This window comes from Burkholderia stabilis (assembly GCF_001742165.1).
In the GTDB taxonomy this organism is placed as follows: domain Bacteria; phylum Pseudomonadota; class Gammaproteobacteria; order Burkholderiales; family Burkholderiaceae; genus Burkholderia; species Burkholderia stabilis.
Genome location: NZ_CP016442.1, coordinates 440,754 through 459,474, shown reverse-complemented (window position 1 = coordinate 459,474; position 18,721 = coordinate 440,754). Strand labels below are relative to the sequence as shown.

Annotated in this window: 15 protein-coding genes; 10 read left to right on the top strand and 5 right to left on the bottom strand. The window is 67.0% G+C overall.

Features of this window, described 5'->3' with window-relative positions; genetic code table 11:
- Positions 1–67 precede the first annotated feature (67 nt).
- Both BBJ41_RS02250 and BBJ41_RS02245 read right to left on the bottom strand, forming a co-directional pair.
- Entirely contained in the window at positions 68–1,570 is a 1,503-nt protein-coding gene (locus tag BBJ41_RS02250; RefSeq protein ID WP_069745132.1) for a DUF1800 domain-containing protein, read from the bottom strand.
- A gap of 134 nt (positions 1,571–1,704) precedes the next feature.
- A complete protein-coding gene (locus tag BBJ41_RS02245; protein ID WP_069745131.1) occupies positions 1,705–1,983 on the bottom strand; it encodes a hypothetical protein in 279 nt (92 codons plus the stop codon).
- Between the two features lie 258 nt (positions 1,984–2,241).
- Between BBJ41_RS02245 and ompR the strand changes: the two genes are divergently transcribed.
- From ompR to BBJ41_RS02225, 4 genes are all read left to right on the top strand, one after another.
- Entirely contained in the window at positions 2,242–2,976 is a 735-nt protein-coding gene (gene ompR, locus BBJ41_RS02240) for an osmolarity response regulator transcription factor OmpR (protein ID WP_370542727.1), read from the top strand.
- 40 nt (positions 2,977–3,016) lie between these two features.
- Complete coding sequence (locus BBJ41_RS02235) at positions 3,017–4,378, top strand: ATP-binding protein (protein ID WP_069745130.1); 1,362 nt, start codon at positions 3,017–3,019, stop codon at positions 4,376–4,378.
- 189 nt (positions 4,379–4,567) lie between these two features.
- Positions 4,568–5,116, top strand: coding sequence for a peroxiredoxin (locus BBJ41_RS02230; RefSeq protein ID WP_034181176.1), 549 nt, complete (start codon positions 4,568–4,570; stop codon positions 5,114–5,116).
- Positions 5,117–5,192: 76 nt separating this feature from the next.
- Positions 5,193–5,720, top strand: a complete 528-nt coding sequence (locus tag BBJ41_RS02225) for a carboxymuconolactone decarboxylase family protein (protein ID WP_006478562.1) — start codon at positions 5,193–5,195, stop codon at positions 5,718–5,720.
- Positions 5,721–5,855: 135 nt separating this feature from the next.
- Here BBJ41_RS02225 and ispF read toward each other — a convergent pair whose 3' ends face one another.
- Both ispF and ispD read right to left on the bottom strand, forming a co-directional pair.
- Positions 5,856–6,341, bottom strand: a complete 486-nt coding sequence (gene ispF, locus BBJ41_RS02220; protein ID WP_069745129.1) for a 2-C-methyl-D-erythritol 2,4-cyclodiphosphate synthase — start codon at positions 6,339–6,341, stop codon at positions 5,856–5,858.
- A gap of 28 nt (positions 6,342–6,369) precedes the next feature.
- Positions 6,370–7,080 (bottom strand): 2-C-methyl-D-erythritol 4-phosphate cytidylyltransferase, encoded by a 711-nt coding sequence (gene ispD / locus BBJ41_RS02215; RefSeq protein ID WP_069745128.1) that lies wholly within the window; start codon positions 7,078–7,080, stop codon positions 6,370–6,372.
- Between the two features lie 107 nt (positions 7,081–7,187).
- On the opposite strand from ispD, the gene mfd reads away from it, so the two are divergent.
- The 4 genes from mfd to BBJ41_RS02195 all read left to right on the top strand — a co-directional run bounded on the left by mfd (position 7,188) and on the right by BBJ41_RS02195 (position 13,663).
- Positions 7,188–10,658, top strand: a complete 3,471-nt coding sequence (gene mfd, locus BBJ41_RS02210; RefSeq protein ID WP_069745127.1) for a transcription-repair coupling factor — start codon at positions 7,188–7,190, stop codon at positions 10,656–10,658.
- 94 nt (positions 10,659–10,752) lie between these two features.
- Positions 10,753–11,973, top strand: coding sequence for an acetylornithine deacetylase (gene argE / locus BBJ41_RS02205; protein WP_069745126.1), 1,221 nt, complete (start codon positions 10,753–10,755; stop codon positions 11,971–11,973).
- Between the two features lie 60 nt (positions 11,974–12,033).
- Positions 12,034–13,053, top strand: a complete 1,020-nt coding sequence (locus tag BBJ41_RS02200; RefSeq protein WP_069745125.1) for a threonine/serine dehydratase — start codon at positions 12,034–12,036, stop codon at positions 13,051–13,053.
- Positions 13,054–13,198: 145 nt separating this feature from the next.
- The gene (locus BBJ41_RS02195; protein WP_236872046.1) at positions 13,199–13,663 is read left to right on the top strand and encodes a DUF3574 domain-containing protein; all 465 of its coding nucleotides are present in this window, start codon (positions 13,199–13,201) and stop codon (positions 13,661–13,663) included.
- 84 nt (positions 13,664–13,747) lie between these two features.
- Here BBJ41_RS02195 and BBJ41_RS02190 read toward each other — a convergent pair whose 3' ends face one another.
- Positions 13,748–16,267 carry a penicillin-binding protein 1A gene (locus BBJ41_RS02190; RefSeq protein ID WP_069745124.1) on the bottom strand — a complete coding sequence of 840 codons (2,520 nt, stop codon included), beginning with the start codon at positions 16,265–16,267 and terminating at the stop codon, positions 13,748–13,750.
- 442 nt (positions 16,268–16,709) lie between these two features.
- On the opposite strand from BBJ41_RS02190, the gene BBJ41_RS02185 reads away from it, so the two are divergent.
- On the top strand, positions 16,710–17,390 hold the full coding sequence (locus tag BBJ41_RS02185; protein ID WP_069745123.1) for a PspA/IM30 family protein: 681 nt from the start codon (positions 16,710–16,712) through the stop codon (positions 17,388–17,390).
- 80 nt (positions 17,391–17,470) lie between these two features.
- Positions 17,471–18,631, top strand: coding sequence for a tetratricopeptide repeat protein (locus BBJ41_RS02180; protein WP_069745122.1), 1,161 nt, complete (start codon positions 17,471–17,473; stop codon positions 18,629–18,631).
- Positions 18,632–18,721: the final 90 nt, after the last annotated feature.

Sequence of the window (18,721 nt, the reverse complement as noted above, 5' to 3'; positions counted from 1 at the left end):
CGCGCATCCTTTGATTGGCCGCCCGGCACCTTTGCTTCACCGGCGCACCGATTCGTCGTTGTTTGCATCATTTCAGTTGATAGGCGGGATCCATCAGCAACGCCTCGAGATACGCGCTGCCGGTCGAATCCGTGTCGATCGCCGCGACCGGCGACACCGGCAGCACCGCATGCTGCAGCTGAAGCTCGGTCGACAATCCCGCGATCGCCTGCGGGCGCGCGCGATATTGCGCAAGCCAGCGTTCGAGGTCGAAACGCAGGCCGCCGCGGGCGGGCTTGGCCGGCGCGCCGCGCATACCCGCGGCGGATGCCGTATCGGCCACCGGTATCGCGTGCGCCCGGACATTCGGCGGCCCCGCCATCGCATGCGCCGCCGGCCGCATGCCGGCCGTCTCCGTCGCGCGGAACAGCTGCTCGACGAACTGCTTGCGCGCGAGCAGCGTCGTGCTGTTGATCCACAGCGCGCCGCCCGGCCAGCCCTTCACGTTCGGCGGGTAGAACAGGTTCTGCCCGAGCGTGCGCACGGTGTTCGCGAGCATCTGCGGATCGCCGTACGCGACGTCGAACAGCCGCACCGACCCGACGACGAATTCCGCCGGCGACTTGACGAGCACGCCGCGGTTGCGCGGATCCCAGAACGCATCGGTCGACCACAGCGCGGCGAGCGCCGCGCGAACGTCGTAGCCGCTCGCGCGGAACCGTTCGGCGACGGCATCGAGCACGCCCGCGTCGGGCGTATCGGACACGAACTCACGCCACAGCTTGCCGACGATGAAGCGCGCGGTACCCGGCCGCTTCAGCAGGATGTCGAGAAAACCGTCGCCGTCGAACGGCCCGGTTTCGCCGAGGATCGTCTTGTCGCCCGCATCGTGCCATTCCGGCCGCACCTGGAAGCGCAGCGTATCGGGATCGATCGTCCAGCCGGTCATTGCGCGGGCGGCTTCCGTCACGTCGTACTGCGTGTAATGCCCTTCGCCGAGCGTGAACAGCTCCATCACCTCGCGCGCGAAATTCTCGTTCGGCCGCCCCTTGCGATTGCTCGCGCCGTCGAGATACTGCAGCATCGCCGGATCCTTCGCGACCGCATGCAGCAGCGTGCCGAAATTGCCGAGCGCCTCGCGGCGAAAGAGCGCGTTCTGCGCGGCCATCGTCTGCGGATAAGGCACCTTGTCCTGCCCCGACGTGAAGTGCCCGTGCCAGAACAGCGTCATGCGCTCGGTCAGCGGCGACGGCGTCACGACCATCTCGTTGATCCAGGCTGCGCGCAGCGCATCGTAGCGGCGATTGCGCTCGTTCTGCTCGTCGCGCCGCATGTCGGGCGTCAGCGCCTGACGCTGCGCGCGCGTCGGCGGCAGCTCGCCGATCCAGTCGGGCCATTGCGTGACGGGTTCGCGGCGCACGCTGCCGAGCGTGTCGGCAACGACCTGCGCACGCGTCATGCCGACGACCCGCGCGACATCCGCGGGAGCGGGAGAAAAACCCGTGCGGCTCAGGAAAAACAGTGCATCGTCGGCGTCGAGCGGCGACTGCATGGCGGGCGACGGCGCCGGTACGGCAGCGTTCGCTTTCATCGTGACGGACTCCCGGAACGCACCGGCGGTGCGGATGCCGATACAACGGCATGCGGCGGGCGCAAGTTGACCGAAAAAGTGCTACGAATTTTTTCTGCGTGGTGATTTTCGCGCAATGCGAAAGACGGCGCGTGTCAGCGCTTGTACAGCTCGCGAACGGCGTCTTCGATGTGCTGGCGCAGAAGGTGGCGTTCTTCGGGCGTCATGTGCCCGTCGCGGCGGTGCTGTTCGAGATCGGGAGGCACGGCGGAACGGATCGGCGTCTCGGCGGCACGATCGGACTGCGGCGCTTTGCCGCGCGGCAGCTTGCGCGACGGTGCGCCCTGCTCGGGGCGCTGCGCATACGCGAAGTTCGACGCATATGGACCGGCAAGCGCGATCGTCAGCATCAGTGCAATCCGGGCAGATCGCATGACCGTCCTCGCTTCTTTGGTCGATTTGTTCCCTTCGTCACGCGGCAACCGGCTACCTCTGGTACTTGAAAAACCCTGCGGAATTCGGGTGTGCAAAGATGAAAGATGGAGTGCAGGGGAGTATCTACCGAATTTCGGTTTCGAGTAAAGGAATCTCTATAGCCTGCCTTTACTCCGCACGACACTACGGGTAAATTTTGTAACCGACTGTAACGCGTGAAAATACGCGACCGTGCGTCAATTCCCATTCGCGATAAGATGCCGTTCATGGAAACGAAAAACCCCTCCAAGATTCTCGTCGTCGACGACGACCCGCGCTTGCGCGATCTGCTGCGCCGCTATCTCGGCGAGCAGGGTTTCAACGTATACGTCGCGGAGAACGCGACCGCGATGAACAAGCTCTGGGTACGCGAGCGTTTCGACCTGCTCGTGCTCGACCTGATGCTGCCGGGCGAAGACGGCCTGTCGATCTGCCGCCGCCTGCGCGGCAGCAACGACCGCACGCCGATCATCATGCTCACCGCGAAGGGCGAGGACGTCGATCGCATCGTCGGCCTCGAGATGGGCGCCGACGATTACCTGCCGAAGCCGTTCAACCCGCGCGAGCTCGTCGCGCGCATTCACGCGGTGCTGCGCCGCCAGGCGCCGGCCGAACTGCCGGGCGCGCCGTCGGAAACCACCGAGGTGTTCGAGTTCGGCGAGTTCTCGCTGAACCTCGCCACCCGCACGCTGACGAAGTCCGGCCAGGAAATCCCGCTGACGACCGGCGAATTCTCGGTGCTGAAGGTGTTCGCACGCCATCCGCGCCAGCCGCTGTCGCGCGAGAAGCTGATGGAGCTCGCACGCGGCCGTGAATACGAAGTGTTCGACCGCAGCCTCGACGTACAGATCTCGCGCCTGCGCAAGCTGATCGAACCGGATCCGGGCAGCCCGCGTTTCATCCAGACCGTCTGGGGCCTCGGCTACGTGTTCATCCCGGACGGCGCCGCCTGATCTTTTTCTTCTCCGGTTTCGCCCGCCCACGGCCCGTCCCATGCGTATCGACCGGCGCCTCCTGCAGCTCGCGTTCGGCGGGCTGTTCTGGCGCACCTTCCTGCTGATCGCGCTGCTGATCTCGGTCAGTCTCGCCGCGTGGTTCCAGAGCTTTCGCGTAATCGAGCGCGAGCCGCGCGCGCAGCGCGTCGCGCTGCAGCTCGTCGCGATCGTGAAGCTCACGCGCACCGCCCTGCTCTATTCCGATCCCGATCTGCGGCGCGCGCTGCTGCAGGATCTGGAGAGCAACGAGGGCGTGCGCGTTTACCCGCGCGAAAAAACCGACAAATTCAAGCTGCAGCCCGACGAATCGCTGAACCGCCTGATCGAGCACGACATCCGCAGCCGCCTCGGCGACGATACCGTGATCGCGCAGTCGGTCAACGACATTCCGGGCGTATGGATCAGCTTCAAGATCGACGACGACGATTACTGGGTCGCACTCGATCGCGACCAGCTCGACAACGTCACGGGCCTGCAATGGGCCGGCTGGGGCCTGTTCGCGCTCGCGCTGTCGCTGTTCGGCTCCGCGTTCATCACGAGCCTCGTGAACCGGCCGTTCTCACGGCTGTCACTCGCCGCGCGCCAGATCGGTTCGGGCCAGACGCCCGAGCCGCTACCCGAGCGGGGGATGGGCGTCGCTGCCGAGACCAACCGCAGCTTCAACCAGATGGTGCGCGACCTCGAACAGCTCGAGGCCGATCGCGCGCTGATGCTCGCGGGCATCTCGCACGACCTGCGCACGCCGCTCGCGCGGCTGCGGCTCGAAACCGAGATGAGCCCGTCCGACCAGGCGACCAAGGACGCGATGGTCGACGATATCGAGCAGATGGATCGCATCATCGCGGCCTTCATCGACTACGCGCGCCCCACGCAACGCAAGCCCGAGCCCGTCGACCTGTCGTCGATCGCGCAGGAAGTCGCCGCGCGCGCGTCGGGCGAGGACGGCGTCGAGATCCGCACACGGCTGGCGCAGAACGCGATCATCGAAGCCGACGAGACCGACATGCGCCGCGTGATCGGCAACCTCGTCGAGAACGCGCGCAAATACGGCCAGAGCAAGCAGGACGGCATCTCGCGCATCACGCTCGAGACGCGCGTGTCGCACGCGCGCGTCGAGCTGTCGGTGAGCGACGAAGGCCCCGGCATCCCCGAGGATCAACTGCCGCTCGTGATGCGGCCGTTCTACCGTGTCGACACCGCGCGCACCAAGGCGGACGGCACGGGCCTCGGGATGGCGATCGTGCTGCGCCTCGTCGGCCGCTATCGCGGCGCGCTGCGCCTGCGCAACCGCAACCCGGAAGCGGGCCTCGAAGTCACGCTCGAATTCCCCGGCGCCGGCAAGACGCGTGCGACGGCGTGACGCGCTCGCGCACGCCCTTCCCCCTTCACACTATCGATCCAGTTGAAAAAAACTATGAAGATCGTTAGCTAAAATCTATTGAAGTGTTTTATTAATAGTGTTATAGTCGTGCCCATGCTGTCACATCATCGTTGCAGCACCGAGGTAGCTTGACTCAGTCTTCTTCCCAACTCATACAGGAGTATCCGCATGAAAACCGTGGGCGATAAACTCGAAGCTTTCACCGTCGTAGCCGCGAAGCCGGGCTTCAATAATCACGAGGAAAACGGCCAGTCGGCGTTCGAGACCGTCACCGAAGCGTCGTTCCCGGGCAAGTGGAAGATCATCTACTTCTATCCGAAGGATTTCACGTTCGTGTGCCCGACGGAAATCGTCGAATTCGCGAAGCTCACGAAGCAGTTCGAAGAGCGCGATGCCATCCTGCTGGGCGGCAGCTCGGACAACGAATTCGTCAAGCTCGCATGGCGCCGTGAGCACAAGGACCTCGACAAGCTGAACCACTACTCGTTCGGCGACGTCAAGGGCGAGCTGATCGACCAGCTCGGCGTGCGCGACAAGGAAGCCGGCGTGGCCCTGCGTGCAACGTTCATCGTCGATCCGGACAACACGATCCAGCACGTTTCGGTGAACAACCTGAACGTCGGCCGTAGCCCGGAAGAAGTCCTGCGCATTCTGGACGGCCTGCAAACGGACGAACTGTGCCCGTGCAACCGTGCAGTCGGCGGCGCAACGCTGTAAGCGCATCGATGCACGAAGCCCGCGGCGCACGTCCTGCCTGCGGGCTTTTTTAACGGCCAACCCATAGGAGATATCAATGGAATTCATCGACTCGATTAAGGCACGTATCCCCGACTACGCGAAGGACATTCGCCTGAACCTCGACGGCACGATCTCGCGCTCGTCGCTCGAAGGCACCGACGCGGTCGGCGTCGCGCTGGCGGCGGCCATCGCGGCGAAGAGCACCGTGCTCGTGAAGACGATCCGCGAAGCCGGCGTGCTGTCGCCCGAAGAGACGAACGCCGTGCTGACGGCGGCCGCGCTGATGGGGATGAACAACACCTGGTATCCGTATGTCGAGATGGCCGACGACGCCGACCTGAAGACCCAGCGCGCCGAGCTGCGCATGGGTGCGTATGCCACGCACGGCGGCGTCGACAAGCGCAAGTTCGAGATGTACGCGCTCGCCGCGTCGATCGTCGGCAAGTGCCACTTCTGCGTGAAGTCGCACTATGCGCTGCTGAAGAACGAGCAAGGGATGACCGTCACGCAACTGCGCGACGTCGGCCGCATCGCGTCGGTGATCAATGCCGCCGCGCAGGTGATCGCCGCCGAAGGCGAATAAGCGGTTGGATCATGTGCCCGGCGGCAAGCCGGGCCGGCCGCTGCAAACGAAAATGCCACGCGAATGCGTGGCATTTTTCATTGTTTCTTTCATCGCGGCGGCGCCCGACGAACCGTGCGCCGCATGGGCGGCACGTCAGCCGCCCTGCCTGACCAGCAGCGCGGCGGCCTGCGCCTCGATGCCCTCGCCGCGGCCGAGATAACCGAGCTTCTCGTTGGTCTTCGCCTTCACGTTCACGCGATCGAGCGGCAGCCCGAGATCGGCCGCGATGTTCGCGCGCATTCCGTCGATATGCGGCGCGAGCTTCGGCGCCTGCGCGATCACGGTGCTGTCGACGTTCTGGATCGTGAAGCCGGCTGCCTTCACGCGTGCGACGCACTCGCGCAGCAGCACGCGGCTGTCCGCACCCTTGAACGCCGCGTCCGTATCGGAGAAATGGCGGCCGATGTCGCCGAGCGCCGCCGCGCCGAACAGCGCGTCGGTGATCGCGTGCAGCAGCACGTCCGCGTCCGAGTGGCCGAGCAGGCCGCGCTCGTACGGAATCGTCACGCCGCCGATGATGAGGGGGCGCCCCGGGACGAGCTGGTGCACGTCGTAGCCTTGTCCGATTCTGAAATCCATGCGTGTTCCGATTGAGATGGGGTAAAAGTCAGGAAGCGTTCGCGGGACGCGCGAGGATCGCTTCCGCGAGCGCGAAATCTTCCGGGTACGTGACCTTGAAGTTGCGCAGGCTGCCCTGCACGACGCGCGGCGTATGGCCGGCCCATTCGATCGCGCTCGCTTCGTCGGTCAGGTCGTGCCCTTCGCGCTGCGCGCGCAGGATCGCCTCGCGCAGCATGCCGATGCGGAACATCTGCGGCGTCTGCGCCTGCCACAGCGCGTCGCGCGATTCGGTACGCGCGATCGCGTCGCCGCCGGCCGGCACGCGCTTGAGGGTATCGGCCACCGGCAGCGCGACGATGCCGCCGACCGGGTCGTCCTTCAGCGTCGCGACGAGCGTGCGGATCAGCTCCGGCGTGATGCCCGGGCGCGCGGCGTCGTGCACCAGCACCCAGTCTTGGTCGGTCGCGCCGAATTCGGCCAGCTCGAGCAGCCCGTTCAGCACCGACGCCTGCCGCGAGCCGCCGCCGCAGCGGCGCACCGCGAAGCGCAGGCCGGCGAAGCGGCGCGCGTCGAAATGGGTATCGTCGGGCGCGAGCACGACGAGCGTCTGCGCGAATTCGCTGCACGCGTCGAACGCGGCGAGCGTGTAATGCAGGAGCGCGCGCCCGGCGAGCGTACGGTATTGCTTCGGCACGGCCGAGCCGGAGCGGCTGCCCGTGCCGGCACAGGGAATCAGGGCGAAAAGTCGGGGAGTCACGAAAGGAAACGCCGGTAAGATGAAATCGAGAAGCGGATTTTATAATAGGTCTTTCGTCTCGACCGGCGCACCGCGATGCGCCCGTGCACGCCACCCCTGCCGTCCCTATGCCAGATAACGCTTCCAACCCGTCAGCCTCGCCCGTTGCCCGCGTCAAAACCGGCCAGCGTTTCGCCTTCGACGGCGCGCATGGTTCCGCCGACGCGCTCGCCATCGCCCGTTATCTTGCCGACAACCGCCAGGACGTGCCGCTCCTCGCGGTGATCTGCGCCAACGCGGTCGACGCGCAGCGGCTCTCGCAGGAAATCGGCTACTTCTCGCCCGATGCCCGCGTGCGCCTGCTGCCGGACTGGGAAACGCTGCCGTACGACACGTTCTCGCCGCACCAGGATCTCGTGTCCGAGCGTCTCGCGACACTGCACGATCTCGGCGAAGGCCGCTGCGACATCCTGCTCGTGCCCGCGACCACCGCGCTGTACCGGATGCCGCCGGCCTCGTTCATGGCCGCGTACACGTTCGCATTCGCGCAGGGCGAGCGGCTCGACGAGGCGAAGCTGAAGGCGCAGCTCACGCTGGCCGGCTACGAGCACGTGAGCCAGGTCGTGCGGCCCGGCGAATATTGCGTGCGCGGCTCGCTGATCGACCTGTACCCGATGGGCTCGCCGCTGCCGTACCGGATCGACCTGTTCGACGACCAGGTCGACTCGATCCGCGCGTTCGACCCCGATACCCAGCGCAGCCTGTATCCGGTGCGCGACGTGCGCCTCTTGCCCGGCCGCGAGTTTCCGTTCGACGAAGCCGCGCGCACCGCGTTCCGCAGCCGCTGGCGCGAAACCTTCGAAGGCGACCCGAGCCGCGCGCCGATCTACAAGGACATCGGCAACGGCGTGCCGTCGGCCGGTATCGAGTATTACCTGCCGCTCTTCTTCGACGAGACGGCCACGCTGTTCCACTACCTGCCGCAGGACGCGCACCTCGTGTTCACCGGCGACCTCGAAGCGTCGATCCGCCGCTTCACGGCCGACACGAAGCAGCGCCACGCGTTCCTGTCGCACGACCGCGAGCGGCCGATCCTCGAGCCGCAGCGCCTGTTCCTGTCCGACGAGGATTTCTTCGCCTTCGCGAAGCCGTTCGCGCGCGTCGTGCTGCCTGCCCAGCCGGCCGGCGGCTGGGCGACGGCGCTGCCCGAGCTCACCGTCGATCGTCATGCCGACGATCCGCTCGCTTCGCTGCGCACGTTCGTCGAGTCTTCCGGCAAGCGCGTGCTGCTGACCGTCGAATCGGCCGGCCGCCGCGAGACGATCCTGCAACTGCTCGCCGAGCATCACCTGCGCCCCGCGTCGAACGACCACTTCGCGGGCTGGCTCACGAGCGACGAACGCTTCGCGCTCGGCGTCGCACCGCTCTCGAGCGGCTTCTCGGTGCCGGGCGAAGGCTACGCGATCGTCACCGAAACCGAGCTGTACGGCGCGCTCGGCCGCCGTGCGGGCCGCCGCCGGCAGGAACAGGCCAGCAACGTCGACGCGATGGTGCGTGACCTGTCGGAGCTGAAGGTTGGCGACCCGGTCGTCCATGCGCAGCACGGTATCGGCCGCTACATGGGCCTCGTGTCGATGGATCTCGGCGAAGGCGAAACCGAATTCCTGCATCTCGAATATTCGGGCGACAGCAAGCTCTACGTGCCCGTCGCGCAATTGCACGTGATCTCGCGCTACAGCGGCGCCGATCCGGACAGCGCACCGCTGCACGCGCTCGGCTCCGGCCAGTGGGAGCGCGCGAAGCGCAAGGCCGCGCAGCAGATCCGCGACACGGCCGCCGAGCTGCTGAACCTGTATGCGCGCCGCGCGGCCCGCGAAGGCCACGCGTTTGCGCTCGACCCGCGCGATTACGTGAAATTCGCGGAAAGCTTCGGCTTCGAGGAAACGCCCGACCAGGCCGCGGCGATCGCGGCCGTGATCGGCGACATGACGAGCGGCAAGCCGATGGACCGCCTCGTGTGCGGCGACGTCGGCTTCGGCAAGACCGAGGTCGCGCTGCGCGCCGCGTTCATCGCGGTGATGGGCGGCAAGCAGGTCGCGCTACTGTCGCCGACCACGCTGCTCGCCGAGCAGCACACGCAGACCTTCGCCGACCGCTTCGCGGACTGGCCGGTGCGCATCGTCGAGCTGTCGCGCTTCAAGACCGCGAAGGAAGTGAGCGCGGCGATCGCGCAGATCAACGAAGGCAGCGTCGACATCGTGATCGGCACGCACAAGCTGCTGTCGTCGGACGTGCAGTTCAAGCGTCTCGGCCTCGTCATCATCGACGAGGAACACCGTTTCGGCGTGCGCCAGAAGGAAGCGCTGAAGGCGCTGCGCGCGGAAGTCGACGTGCTGACGCTCACCGCGACGCCAATTCCGCGCACGCTCGGGATGGCGCTCGAGGGCTTGCGCGATTTCTCGGTGATCGCGACCGCGCCGCAGAAGCGGCTCGCGATCAAGACCTTCGTGCGCCGCGAGGAAGAAAGCGTGATCCGCGAGGCGATGCTGCGCGAGCTGAAGCGCGGCGGCCAGGTGTATTTCCTGCACAACCAGGTCGAGACGATCGAGAACCGCAAGGCGATGCTCGAGGCGCTCGTGCCCGAGGCGCGCATCATGATCGCGCACGGCCAGATGCACGAGCGCGAGCTCGAGCGCGTGATGCGCGACTTCGTCGGGCAGCGCGCGAACGTGCTGCTGTGCACGACCATCATCGAGACCGGCATCGACGTGCCGAGTGCGAACACGATCATCATGCACCGCTCGGACAAATTCGGCCTCGCGCAGCTTCACCAGTTGCGCGGCCGCGTCGGCCGATCGCACCACCAGGCCTATGCGTACCTGCTGGTCCACGATCCGCAGGCGCTGACCAAGCAGGCGCAGCGCCGGCTCGAGGCGATCCAGCAGATGGAGGAACTCGGCTCGGGCTTCTATCTCGCGATGCACGACCTCGAGATCCGCGGCACCGGCGAGGTGCTCGGCGACAAGCAATCGGGCGAGATCCACGAAATCGGCTTCCAGCTCTACACGGACATGCTGAACGACGCGGTGAAGGCGCTGAAGAACGGCAAGGAGCCCGACCTCACCGCCCCGCTCGCCGCAACGACGGAAATCAACCTGCATGCGCCCGCGATCCTGCCGGCCGACTACTGCGCGGACGTGCAGGAGCGGCTGTCGCTGTACAAGCGCCTCGCGAACTGCGAGCACGGCGACGCGATCGACGGCATCCAGGAGGAGCTGATCGACCGCTTCGGCAAGCTGCCGCCGCAGGCGCATGCGCTCGTCGAGACGCACCGGCTGCGCATCGCCGCGAAGCCGCTCGGTATCGTGAAGATCGACGCGAGCGAGGTCGCGATCGGGCTGCAGTTCGAGCCGAACCCGCCGATCGATCCGATGCGGATCATCGAGATGGTGCAGAAACACCGGCACATCAAGCTCGCGGGCCAGGACAAGCTGCGCATCGAAACGCGCTCGCCCGATCTCGCGATCCGCGTATCGACGATCAAGGAAACGCTGCGCGCGCTCAGCCCGAAGCAGGGAGCGGCTGCCCCGGCACGCTGACGGCCGCGGCGATGCTGCACCGCACTGCGCCCGGCGAAGGCGGGCCGACGCGTTTTTGAGTATGATTTCCCCATTCCTCTGACGGAGTTTTGCCATGTCCACTCTCGACGCGACCGCGCCGTCCGCTGCAACCCAAGGCGACGCATCGCTCGTCAGCCTGCCCTGGATCAAGCAACTGGTATCGATGGACACGACGAGCCGCGTGCCGAACCTCGGCCTGATCGAAACGGTGCGCGACGCGCTCGCCGCGAAGGGCATTGCATCGACGATCACGCACGATCCGCGCGAGGGCTGGGCGAACCTGTTCGCGACCGTGCCCGCGCATGACGGCTCGACCCACGGCGGCATCGTGCTGTCGGGGCACACCGACGTCGTGCCGGTCGACGGCCAGCAATGGGACAGCAACCCGTTCGCGCCGGAGATCCGCGACGGCCGCCTGTACGGCCGCGGCACCTGCGACATGAAGGGCTTCATCGGCACGGCGCTCGCGCTCCTGCCCGAGATGCAGGCGACGAAGCTCGCGAAGCCGATCCATTTCGCACTGTCCTACGACGAGGAGATCGGCTGCGCGGGTGCGCCGCTGATGATCGCCGACCTCGTCAAGCGCGGCGTGCAACCGTCCGGCTGCATCGTCGGCGAGCCGACCAGCATGCGCCCGATCATCGCGCACAAGGGCATCAACGCGTACCGCTGCTGCGTACGCGGCCACGCCGCGCATTCGTCGCTGACGCCGAAGGGGCTGAACGCGATCGAGTATGCGGCGCGCCTCATTTGCCACATCCGCGACATCGCCGACCGCTTCCGCGCCGAGGGCCCGTTCGACGCGCTGTACGACGTGCCGTTCACCACCGCGCAAACGAGCACGATCCAGGGTGGCAACGCGATCAACACGGTGCCGGCCGAATGCCGGTTCGACTTCGAGTTCCGCAACCTGCCGACCCTCGATCCCGAACAGATCTTCACGCGCATCGAAGCGTATGCACGGGAAACGCTGCTGCCGCAGATGCTTCGCGAGCACCCCAACGCCGCGATCGAGTTCTCGAAGATCGCCGCGGCGCCCGGGCTCGACGCGACCGAACAGGCCGCGATCACGCAGCTCGTGCGCGCGCTGACGGCCGACCAGGACAAGCGCAAGGTCGCGTACGGCACCGAGGCCGGCCTGTTCGAACGCGCGGGCATTCCGAGCATCGTCTGCGGGCCCGGCAACATCGAGCAGGCGCACAAGCCGAACGAATATGTCGAGCTCGCGCAGCTCGCCGGCTGCGAGCAGTTCCTGCGCAAGTTCATCCGCAGCATGTCGGTCGACGCGCACTGACTGCCTCCCGCCACGCCGGCCTACGTGTGCGGGCCGGCCCACTCCGCCACCCGCCACGTCATGTCGACTGAACAACAGGGCACTGCCCATCCGACGATCGACGGCGAGCCGATTCCAACGCTCGACGAAATCGCCGCGCAGCATTTCGCGTTGTCGCCCTGGGTCGCACGCACGCCCGTGTTCGAACGCGCCGACCTGCCGTCCCTCGAAGGCACGCACGTCAACTTCAAGTTCGAGCTGCTGCAGGTGAGCGGCAGCTTCAAGGCGCGCGGCGCATTCACGCATCTGCTCGCGCTCGACGAAGCGCGCAAGAATGCCGGCGTCACCTGCGTGTCGGCCGGCAATCACGCGGCGGCCGTCGCGTATGCGGCCATGCGGCTCGGCAGCAGCGCGAAGGTCGTGATGTTCCATACCGCGAGCCCGACGCGCATCGCGCAATGCAAGCAGTACCGCGCGGAAGTCGTGCTCGCGGGCAGCGCGTCCCAGGCGTTCGATCTCGTGCGGAAGATCGAGGCCGAGGAAGGCCGCTTCTTCATCCATCCGTTCAACGGCTATCACACGATCCTCGGCACCGCGACGCTCGGCTACGAATGGGCGACGCAAACGCCCGACCTCGACGCGGTGATCGTGCCGATCGGCGGCGGCGGGCTCGCAGCCGGCATGGCGACCGCGCTGCGGCTCGCGAATCCGCGCGTGCACGTGTACGGCGTCGAGCCGGAAGGCGCCGACGCGATGAGCCGCAGCTTCGCGGCGAATCACACGATCAAGATGAGCGCGATGCAGACGATCGCCGATTCGCTGATGGCGCCGCATACCGAGGAATACAGCTACCAGCTGTGCCGGCGCCACATCGACCGCATCGTCACCGTGTCCGACGACGCGCTGCGCGCCGCGATGCTGTTCCTGTTCTCGCACCTGAAGCTGTCGGTCGAGCCGGCTTGCGCGGCCGCGCTCGCCGCACTGCTCGGCCCGCTGCGCGAAACGCTGCAGGGCAAGCGCGTGGGCGTGCTGCTGTCAGGCACGAATACCGATCCCGCCACGCTCGGCATGCATCTCGCGCACGCGAAACTGCAGCACTGACCCCGCGCCGGACACCGGCCAACACACTTAGGGTTATCCCCAGATTATGTTGACAGCCCTGTTGATAACCCGCCGGACGAGCACGCAAGTGATTGAACGCGCAGCGTTTTGCGCGCGCGAAGGCCGACGGACGCGAAATGAGCAGATGCGGCCGTCATGGGCCGCGATGTGGCGGCCCCGGGCGCGGGCCCTGGTCGGCGCCGCGGCGATCGCGCTGCTCGCGGGTTGCGCAACGCCGCCGTCGCCCGTCGTCGGCGTGCAGCCGGCCTGCACGCAGCCGGGCGAGAGCCGCATGCTGCAGGCCGACCTGCTGTTCGGGCGCGATATCGCGGGGCGCGGCCCCGTCACCGATGCGGAGCGCGCCGCGTTCCTCGCCGACACGGTCACGCCGCGCTTCCCCGACGGCCTCACCTACTGGGACACCCACGGCCAGTGGCGCGACCGCGCGACCGGCCGGATCACGCGGGAAGACAGCTTCGTGATCCGTATCGTCGCCGATGACACCGCCGATACGCGCGCGCGGCTTGCCGCGATCCGGCAGGCGTATGTGACGCGGTTCCATCAGGAATCGGTCGGCCTCACGCTCGTGCCGGCCTGCGCGTCGTTCTGATTCCGCCGCGCCCCTTTTCGGCGACGCGCAAAAAAAACGGGCGCCCGAAGGCGCCCGTCGCATGTCTGAACAGCAGCGTATCGCTTACTTGTTCTCGAACATGTCCATGATCTGCTGCTTCTCCTGCGCCGTGACGGGCGGCGGCGTGAGTCCCGCCGCACCGGCCGAGCCGAGCGCGTCGTTCGCGCTGATCGCATTCTCGGTCGGGTTGATGTCGACGTTCGCGACGAAGCCGTTGCCCGGCGTGCGATCGGCGTAGTACAGCTCGCCGTCGATCGAGGTCAGCCCATCCGCCATCGGCATCTGCTGCTCGGGCACGCCGTTCAGCGCGGTGCGCATGTAATTCACCCAGATCGGCAATGCAAGCTGCGCGCCGAATTCGCGGCTGCCGAGGCTCTTCGGCTGGTCGAAGCCCATCCACGCGACCGCGACGAGCGACTGCTGATAACCGGCGAACCAGCCGTCCTTCGCGTCGTTCGTCGTACCCGTCTTGCCCTGCAGGTCGCTGCGGCCCAGCGCGTTGGTGCCCGCACCCGTGCCGGCCGTCGCGACCGTGTGCAGCAGGCTGTTCATCACGTACGCGTTGCGGCCTTCGATCGTGCGCGGCGCCGTGCTGCCCGCGATCACCGGTTGCGACTTCTGCAGCGGCTGGCCGCGCGCGTCGTCGACTTCGGCGATCAGGTACGGATCGACCTTGTAGCCGCCGTTCGCGAACACCGCGTAGCCGGTCGCGAGCTGCAGCGGCGTCACGAGGCCGGCGCCGAGCGCCATCGGCAGGTACGGCGGCGTCTTCGCGGGATCGAAGCCGAAGCGCTGCGTCACGTACTGCTGCGCATACTGCGTGCCGATCGATGCGAGGATCCGGATCGACACGAGGTTCTTCGAACGCTGCAGGCCGGTGCGCATCGTCATCGGGCCGTCAGGCTGGTCGTCGTCCTTCGGCTCCCACGCGGTGCCGCCCGGCACGCTCGGCGGGAAGTACAGCGGCGCGTCGTTGATCATCGTCGCCGGCCCGAGGCCCTTGTCGAGCGACGCCGAGTAGATGAACGGCTTGAACGACGAGCCCGGCTGCCGCCATGCCTGCGTCACGTGGTTGAACTTGCTCTTGTTGAAGTCGAAGCCGCCGACGAGCGAGCGAATCGCGCCGTCCTGAGGCGCGATCGCGACGAGCGCGCCTTCGACCTGCGGCAGTTGCACGACCTGCCAGCCCGTCTTGCCGTCCTTCAGTACGCGCACGATCGAGCCCGGCTTGATGCGCAGCGCGTTGTTCGCGCGGGGCCCGAGCGCGGCCGACACGAAGCGCAGCCCGGCCGGGCCGATCGTCGTCGTCGCGCCGCCGACGAACTGCACCTCGACCGCGTTCGGCGACGCCGACAGCACGACCGCCGACTGCAGGTCGCCGTTGTCCGGGTGATCGGCGAGCGCATCGTCGATCGCCTCGTCGCGGTCGTCGCCGGCCGCGGGCAGGTTGATCGACGCTTCCGGCCCGCGATAGCCGTGGCGGCGCTCGTAGTCGAGAATGCCGCGGCGCACGGCCTGATAAGCGGCTTCCTGGTCGGCCGAGTTGATCGTCGTCGTGACGGTCAGCCCGCGCGTATAGGTTTCGTCCTTGTACTGCTGGTACATCATCTGCCGCACCATCTCGGCGACGTACTCACCGTGCACCGCGTACTGGTTGCCCGGCGTGCGCACGTGGATCTCCTCCTTCACGGCCTGGTCGTACTGCGGCTGCGTGATGTAGCCGACCTCGAGCATGCGCTTCAGGATGTATTCCTGACGCACCTTCGCACGCTTCGGATTGACGACCGGGTTGTACGCGGACGGCGCCTTCGGCAGCCCCGCGAGCATCGCCGCTTCCGCGAGCGTGATGTCCTTCAGGTCCTTGCCGAAGTACACGCGCGCGGCGGCCGCGAAGCCGTACGAGCGCTGGCCGAGATAGATCTGGTTCATGTACAGCTCGAGGATCTGGTCCTTCGTCAGGGCCTTCTCGATCTTGTACGCGAGCAGCATCTCGTAGATCTTGCGCGTGTAGGTTTTCTCGCTCGACAGGAAGAAGTTGCGCGCGACCTGCATCGTGATCGTGCTCGCGCCCTGGCGTGCGCCGCCGTGCATCAAATCAGCGACGCCCGCCCGCAAGATGCCGACGAAGTCGACGCCGCCGTGTTCGTAGAAGCGGTAGTCCTCGATCGCGAGCACGGCCTTCTTCATCACGTCCGGAATGTCCTGGAAGCGCACGAGGCTGCGGCGCTCCTCGCCGAACTCGCCGATCAGCACGTGATCGGCCGTGAACACGCGCAGCGGCACCTTCGGCTGGTAGTTGGTCAGCGCATCGAGCGACGGCAGTTGCGGCGCCATCACGACCAGCGCGTAGCCGACGATCAGCGCACCGACAATCGCGAGCGTGACGAACAGGCCGGCGAACCACAGCGCGACGCGCGAACCGAACGTGCGACGGCCGCCGCCGCCGCTGCCGCTGCGCTGTGCGCGGCGGTCGTCGTCGCGATCGTCGTCATCGGGGTAATAGGCCCCGGACGGTGAGCGGCGCAGCGTGTAGTGGGGTTCGTTCCTGTCGGAAGAAGAAGGCGGTCGTTTGATAATTGGCATGTCGGAATGGCGGGCGGTCGTTGCGCCCTCGGACGCATGCGGAAATGCAGGCGAATGAATCAGAGTGGGTGCTTCGTGAACGGCTGTCACGTCGACAGACCCCGCCGCGCGGCGATCCGTTCCCGCGACGTGACAGCGCATTTTAATGAAATCGACCGATTGCCTTCGCGATTTTTTGTAAAAATTCCCGCAACGCCGTGTTTTACGGAACGTATTGTCGCCATCCTCGGCCTATCATGAACACGCAATGCGGGGCACGCGGCCGATTTTCTTTCAGTCGCGAAAGGTTTGAAGTCCTGATGCGCAGGCCGCTTGAACTCGCGCGTTTAAGCCGTATTTAAGTGAACCGGTGGTGTAATATCCGCCGGCTCACGCGGGTCGCAACCGGCTCGCGACGGGCATTGCCGCGGTGACGCGGCGCCTTTCAACCACGGAGGATTTCATGTCGCTTTTCGACTCTGTTTCGCGCACGATCAAAGGCCTGCTGAACGATGCGGCCGATTCGGTACAGGATCCGTCGCGCGACGCACGCCAGATCGTGCGGGAGCTCGACGACAGCATCGGCCGTGCCGAGAATTCGCTGATCGAGATCGAGGCACAGGTCGCGACCCAGCGCAGCAAGCGCGATGCGGCCGACGACAAGGTGAAGAAGTACGAGGACGGCGCGAAGCGCGCGCTGCAGTCCGGCGACGAAGCGCTCGCGCGCGAGGCGCTGGCCGCGCAGTCGAACGTGGAAGCCGAGCGCGATGCGCTCGCGGCCGAGCTGACGACGCTCGAACCATCGGTCGACAAGCTGAAGGGGCAGATCGCCGACATGCGCCAGCGCCGCAACGACCTGAATGCGCGCTCGAACATCCTGCAGGCCAAGCAGGAAATCGCGCAGGCGAAGGATGTCGCGGCAAGCGCGCTGGGCGGCATCGGCGGCAAGAACCTGTCCGAGGATTTCCAGAAGCTCGAGGACAAGGTCGCGCTGCAGAATGCGCGCTCGGACGCACGCCTGAATTCGGCCGACACGTCGAGCGGCAAGGCGCTCGACGACAAGCTCGCCGCGCTGAACAAGGGCCCGTCGGTCGAGGATCGCCTCGCCGCGCTGAAGAAACAGCTCGACACGCCCGCGCAGTAACGGCCACCGCGCCGCGGCCCGCCCCGGGCGCGCGGCGCGAACCGATCGTCAGGAGACGGGCGCCTGCGCCCGGTTCGACCATGAAGAAATCCCTCGCCGCACTCGGCCTCTCGCTGATGTTGCTGTCGTCCGCCGCGTTTGCGGTACCGTCGCTGCAGCAGGTCGAGCAGTCGATCGCACAGCGCAACTGGCAACAGGCCGACACGCAGCTGTCGCAAGTCATCGACGCCCATCCGAACAACGCGCACGCGCGCTATCTTTATGCGCAGGTGCTGGACCGCGAAGGCCGCGCGTCCGACGCGCTCACGCAGCTGCAGCGTGCGAAGTCGCTCGATCCGCAACTGCGCTTCACCGACGCGTCGCGCTTCGCGCAGACGGAGTCGCGCATCCGCGCGGACGCCGCGCGCGTGAGCGGTAACGCACCATCGGCCACGCAGGCCGGCACATTGCAGCCGGGGCTCGCGCCCGCCGTCGCGCCGGCCGAAAAACACGGTCCGTCGACCGGCATGTGGATCGGCCTCGGTCTGATCGTCGCTGTGATCGCGCTGGTGCTGCGCTGGACGCTGCGGCGTGCACGCACGGCCGACGACGGCCGTGCCGACGACGAGCGCCGCACGCAGCTCAAGCGCGCGACCGACGTGCTGAACGACATCCGCCCGCTGAAACTCGACGCGAAGCTGTCGACGGCGCCCGGCGCCGCGGCGCTCACGGGCGAACTCGATGCGATCGAGACCGACGCGCGCACGCTCGTCGAGGCACTGTCGAACAGCAAGAATCCGGTGCCGCCGTATCGCGTCGACGAACTCGAGCAGCGTCACGCAAGCGTGAAGGCGCGCGTCGAAGGCCGCCCCGACCCGGCCGCGCAACCCGCGCCGCCGGCGAACGGCAGCGGCTCCGTGTACGCGCAGGAAGCCGATCGCATGACCGGCGCGCAAGGCCAGCCGTATCCGCCGCAGCCTTACCCGCAACAGCAGCCGCCCGTCGTGATCCAGCAAGGCGGCGGCGGTTTCGGCGGCGGGATGGGCGGGCTGTTGACCGGCGTGCTGCTCGGCGAGGCGATGTCGGGCGGCCGCGAGCGCGTGGTCGAACGCGACGTGATCGTCGACGGCGATCGCCGCCGGCAGGATGCCGATCCGGGCTTCGACCTCGGCCGCGGCGACGCGTCGAACTGGAGCGACGGCGGCAGCGGCAACGTCGATCTCGGCAGCAACGACGACGGCTGGACCGACGACAACACCTGACCTCCCGCAGCGCGCCGACGCCTCGCGCGGCGCGCTGCAATGCACGCCACGCTCCCCTGCATGACCGGCCGCGCCGACGCGCGGATTTGT